Below are 5569 nucleotides of genomic sequence, written 5' to 3'. Positions count from 1 at the left end.
TAAATCAGCGGATTTCGAATATTTGAAGGATTGCGGGAGCAGCGCAGCTGCGTAGCAATCCGGGTATCAAATGAGTGCCAAAAGACCTTTTGACACTCATTTCATTAATTATAGTTTCTTTCAATGATGTGAATGTCAAAATATCTTTTGCCCTGGCATCTTTCAATAATGTTATTGAAAAATTAGCCAGCAACTTATTTTCAGGAGGTACGAATGAAATTAAATTCAAAATGTATGGCCTGTCAGATACGCAAACAGGAAGCAAAAATTCGTCATTTTAACGACGAAGACAGAAAAAAACAATATATGGAAGCAATCCGCCAGCGTTTTGAACATCCAAAGGATGACGACTGCGTTCCAAGCATCTCCACAGAACTGAAGAAATTCTACTGTTCCTTCTGGGGCGTTCCTATGGAAGATTTCACCCGGATCAACAAAGAATATGACCAGCTTATGCTGGATTTGGAAGCTGAGCTTCGTTCCACTATCCGTTATTCAGAAGATCCCTTAAAAGCCGCACTTATTTATGCCCGCACCGGCAACTATATCGACTTTGCGGCGCTTCCGGAAGTCAGCAAGGAAACTGCACTTTCTCTTATTAAAAGTGAAAACAAGGATGATCTTGACGAACAGGAATATCGTCAATTCTGCCAGGATATGAAAAAGGCAGAGAATGTTGTATATATTACCGATAACTGCGGTGAGATCGTTCTGGACAAAATTGCCATCCAGATTCTGAAAAAGATATTTCCAAATATACGGATCACAGCATTAGTACGCGGACTGCCCGCTGGAAATGACGCAACCATGGAGGACGCTGAATTTTGCGGTCTTACTGATGTTGTGCCTGTACTTGGAAACGGAAACGACGTAGGCGGTACCTGGCTTCACGGGATCAGTACCCACGCCAGAGAACTTCTATATAATGCTGACGTGATCATTGCCAAAGGTCAGGGAAATTACGAGACTCTGCATGGCTGCGGACTGAACATCTACTACCTGTTTTTGTGCAAATGCGACTGGTTTCAACAGCTTTTTCATGCAAAATTACTACAAGGAATGTTCATAAATGAGAAGCGGGCGCCAAAGGCTACTGCTTTTTCGTCAGATTGACAAGAAACTGTTTAAAAGTTTGTACGATTCTGCCCTAGCCCTTTTGGGTGGTTTTCGCTATACTAACATCAGATGAAAAAAGCATCGAAACAATTTTGATTATAATAATTAATTGAGAAATTTGGAGGAAAAATCATGGCAAGCTTATCATTACAGCACATTAACAAAACTTACCCGAATGGTTTCCAGGCAGTTAAAGATTTCAACCTTGAAATCGAAGACAAAGAGTTCATCATCTTCGTTGGACCATCCGGATGTGGAAAATCTACAACACTTCGTATGATCGCAGGTCTTGAGGAGATCAGCGGTGGTACATTAAAGATCGGTGACAAGGTTATGAACGATGTAGAGCCGAAAGACCGTGATATCGCAATGGTTTTCCAGAACTACGCTCTGTATCCTCATATGACAGTATATGATAACATGGCATTTGGTCTGAAACTTCGTAAAGTTCCGAAAGATCAGATTGACAAAGCTGTTAGAGAAGCAGCCAGAATCCTTGACCTTGAGAAACTTCTTGATCGTAAACCGAAGGCTCTTTCCGGTGGACAGAGACAGCGTGTTGCTATGGGACGTGCTATCGTTCGTAATCCTAAGGTATTCCTTATGGATGAGCCTCTTTCCAACCTGGATGCTAAGCTTCGTGTTCAGATGCGTATCGAGATTTCCAAGATCCATCAGAGACTGGGCGCAACAATCATCTATGTAACACATGACCAGACAGAGGCTATGACCCTTGGTACCAGAATCGTTGTTATGAAAGATGGTGTTGTTCAGCAGGTTGATACACCACAGCACCTTTATGAGCAGCCAGGCAACCTGTTCGTTGCAGGATTCATGGGATCCCCGCAGATGAACTTCCTTGACGCTCAGATTGCTGAAAAAGGCGGCGACCTTATTGCTAAAGTTGGTGAGTATGACATTGTTATCCCGGCAGCGAAAGCGAAAGTGCTGAAAGACGGCGGTTATGTTGGCAAGACAGTTGTTCTTGGTATCCGTCCAGAGGATATTCATGATTCCCAGATGTTCATCGAAGCTTCTCCAAGCGTTCCAATGACATCTACAGTTAAAGTTTATGAGCTTCTTGGTGCTGAAGTATTCCTGTACTTCGATGTAAACGGAACTCAGGTTACAGCACGAGTTGATCCTCGTACAAACTCCAAGACAGGCGATACAATCAAATTCGCATTCGATATGGAGAAATCTCACTTCTTCGATAAAGAGACAGAGCTTACTATCTGCAACTAATATTTAGAAGGATGAATTTAGTTAGGCCTCAGGGGTTTTCCCCTGGGGCTTTTTTGTGGTATACTATGAGCACTTAATGAGCGTAAGCCCACAGGTGCAGTGCGAATTTAGTGCGAATGCACACCCGGACACTTAGCAAGTCCAAGCCACAGACGCCGGACGCGCTTCGTGTGTACGCACACCTTGAGCAAACTTTATTACTTTTCTACTAAAGGAGCACACCTATGAAATTACTTCAGATTCTCCAGAAATGTCTGGAAGACTGGAAGAATATCAGTCATCTGGATTTCTGCCTTGTAAATTTAGATAACACTATTTATATCAGCACCTGCGACAGAGCCCTTCCATCTGAAGAGAAGCTGGAAGAATTTAAGGAAGATGAGGCGCTGTGTATTTCCAATATGAACTGCCGGCTGTATAAAGTGACAGAGAGTCACCAGCTTCAGTATATCCTGATCGTATGGGGAAATGCGGAGGCCGCTTCCACCATCGGGGAACTGGCTGTCTGCCAGATTGAGAGCCTGCTTACCGCTTACATGGAAAAGAGCGACAAAAACGTATTTATGCAGAATCTTCTCCTTGGCTCCTATTCTGAGGTAGACGCTTTTAACCGTGCGAAAAAGCTTCATATCACAACCACTGTACGGCGTGCTGTTTTCCTGGTGGAGACCAAACAGAGCAAGGACGAAAATGCCCTGGCTACCATCCGTAATATTTTTGCAGCTAAAACAAGAGATTTTATTACTGCTATCGACGATTCCGGAATTATTATTCTCCGTGAACTCCAGCCTTCTGAGAATTATTCCGATCTGGATGATATTGCCCATATGCTGGTGGACATGCTGAATACAGAGGCCATGACTTCCGCCTGGGTTTCCTACAGCAATATTGCAGATGACCTGAAGCAGCTCCCGGATGCTTACAAGGAAGCACGTACTGCCTTAGAAGTGGGCAAGATTTTCTATACTGGCAAGAATGTGTTTGGATATAACCGTCTTGGAATCGGTCGCCTGATCTATCAGCTGCCGGTGGAGATCTGCGAGATGTTTATCGATGAGTTTTTCAAAGAAGAAACTCTGGATTCTATTGATGACGAAACACTCGCTACCATCCGCACCTTCTTCGAAAACAACCTGAATCTTTCCGAAACCTCCAGACAGCTTTACGTACACCGAAATACACTGGTGTACCGCTTCGAAAAGCTGCAGAAAAAATTCGGGCTGGATATCCGAACCTTTGAGGATGCGTTAACGTTTAAGTTAGCGATGATGGTGGTGAATTATATTAAGTATAAGAAAGCAGAATAAAATTCCCCCTCTTAAACAATCATTTTTAACTTAACAATTTCTCTTTTAGTGGCTTTTTCAATTTGCCGACTCTGTTCTTCTGTCAGCTGCTGATTCCTATTCAAAGTAACTGTCTTGATCAAAGTAAATGCTACTTTCTTGAAAGACTGTCCATAGAGCAGAAAGGAGATTCTGGGAAACCTGAAATTGCTCTATGGTCAGATCTATTTTCTTTATTATACATGTTAAAGTGGATTTTAAATCACACGTTTATTGTAAAGTGTAAAAATAAATTCCTGATTATGTGGCATTTTTTACTTATATTCTTCTTCATCCTTCGCCCACTCAAACGTACACTTCACAGCCTTCTTCCACCCTTTCAGCTTCTTCTTACGCTCCTCTTCTGTCATCTGTGGGGTGAACTGACGGCCGATCTGCCAGTTGCTTTTTACTTCGGAGGCGTCTTTCCAGAAACCGGTGGCGAGCCCTGCAAGATAAGAGGCGCCAAGGGCGGTGGTTTCGATGCAGCTAGGGCGGACTACCTGAGTGTCGAGAAGGTCAGCCTGGAACTGCATGAGGAAGTTATTGGCGCTGGCGCCACCGTCTACGCGGAGAGCGCTGAGATCAATGCCAGAATCCTTCTCCATGGCTTCCAGAACGTCGTGTACCTGATAGGCCAGGGACTCTACCGTGGCACGCACCAGATGAGCTTTTCCTGCGCCTCTGGTAAGACCAAGGATAGCGCCTCTTGCATACTGATCCCAGTATGGTGCACCGAGACCTGTGAACGCAGGAACCACGTATACGCCGTTTGTGTCCGGCACTGACAGACAATATTTCTCAGAATCCGGGGAACTCTCCAGAATTCCCACTTCGTCTCTCAGCCACTGAATAGCAGCACCTGCCACGAAAACACTTCCCTCCAGGGCATATCCCGGTGTTCCGTCTGCTTTCACTGCAATGGTGGTAAGAAGTCCGTTCTTTGACTCTACTGCCTTATCTCCTGTATGCATAAGCATAAAGCAGCCGGTACCATATGTATTCTTTACATCACCTGACTCAAAGCAACACTGTCCGAAAAGAGCTGCCTGCTGGTCTCCTGCCGCCCCGGCAATTGGGATTCTGCCCCCGATCAGGTTCTCATTGGTATAACCATAAATACAACTGCTTGGCTTCACTTCCGGCAGCATGCACTCTGGGATATCCAGGTATTCCAGAATCTCTTTATCCCATTTTCTCTCATGGATGTCAAAAAGCATGGTTCTGGAAGCGTTGGTGTAATCCGTCACATGAACTTTCCCTTTTGTCAATTTCCAGATCAGCCAGGTATCTACTGTTCCAAAGAGAAGTTCCCCATTCTTCGCACGCTCTCTGGCACCTTCTACATGATCCAGGATCCATTTCAGTTTCGTTCCAGAAAAATAGGCGTCCGGAATCAGACCGGTTTTCTTTCGAACCAACTCTGACATGCCGTCTTTTTCCATCTTCTCAATCATATCAGCTGTTCTGCGGCACTGCCATACAATTGCCGGATAAACCGGCTCTCCTGTCTTCTTATCCCACACAATCGTAGTCTCTCGCTGATTCGTGATTCCGATAGCGTGAATATCCTCTGCATCTACACTGATCTTACTCATGGCTTCTGTAGCCACTGAAATCTGGGAGGACCAGATTTCCTTCGGATCATGTTCCACCCAGCCTGGCTTCGGGTAATACTGTTTGTACTCTTTCTGTGCTACGCTGCACATATTTCCCTTTTTATCAAATAAAATACATCTGGAACTGGTAGTTCCCTGGTCCAATGCCATTATATATTTTCCCATAGTACACCTCGTTTACTTTGCTTGAATTATTTATATTATAGCCTATTTTCACATACAAGAAAATACCTTAACTTGTTATTTAATGTGTTGAAAAGTTCT

At 44.2% G+C, this 5569-nt stretch carries 4 protein-coding genes; 3 read left to right on the top strand and 1 reads right to left on the bottom strand.

Features of this window, described 5'->3' with window-relative positions; genetic code table 11:
* Nucleotides 1–213 precede the first annotated feature (213 nt).
* From PGQ38_RS17975 to PGQ38_RS17965, 3 genes are all read left to right on the top strand, one after another.
* Nucleotides 214–1113, top strand: a complete 900-nt coding sequence (locus PGQ38_RS17975; protein ID WP_173717465.1) for a damage-control phosphatase ARMT1 family protein — start codon at nucleotides 214–216, stop codon at nucleotides 1111–1113.
* Between the two features lie 135 nt (nucleotides 1114–1248).
* Complete coding sequence (locus tag PGQ38_RS17970) at nucleotides 1249–2361, top strand: ABC transporter ATP-binding protein (protein ID WP_118582627.1); 1113 nt, start codon at nucleotides 1249–1251, stop codon at nucleotides 2359–2361.
* 224 nt (nucleotides 2362–2585) lie between these two features.
* Nucleotides 2586–3668, top strand: a complete 1083-nt coding sequence (locus PGQ38_RS17965) for a PucR family transcriptional regulator (RefSeq protein WP_270432961.1) — start codon at nucleotides 2586–2588, stop codon at nucleotides 3666–3668.
* A 293-nt stretch (nucleotides 3669–3961) separates the two neighbouring features.
* On the opposite strand, the gene glpK is transcribed toward PGQ38_RS17965, so the two are convergent.
* Nucleotides 3962–5470 (bottom strand): glycerol kinase GlpK, encoded by a 1509-nt coding sequence (gene glpK, locus PGQ38_RS17960; protein ID WP_148461715.1) that lies wholly within the window; start codon nucleotides 5468–5470, stop codon nucleotides 3962–3964.
* Nucleotides 5471–5569: the final 99 nt, after the last annotated feature.

The sequence above is a fragment of the Blautia faecis genome (assembly GCF_027662325.1).
In the GTDB taxonomy this organism is placed as follows: domain Bacteria; phylum Bacillota; class Clostridia; order Lachnospirales; family Lachnospiraceae; genus Blautia_A; species Blautia_A faecis.
This window is presented reverse-complemented; position numbering and strand designations above follow the sequence as displayed.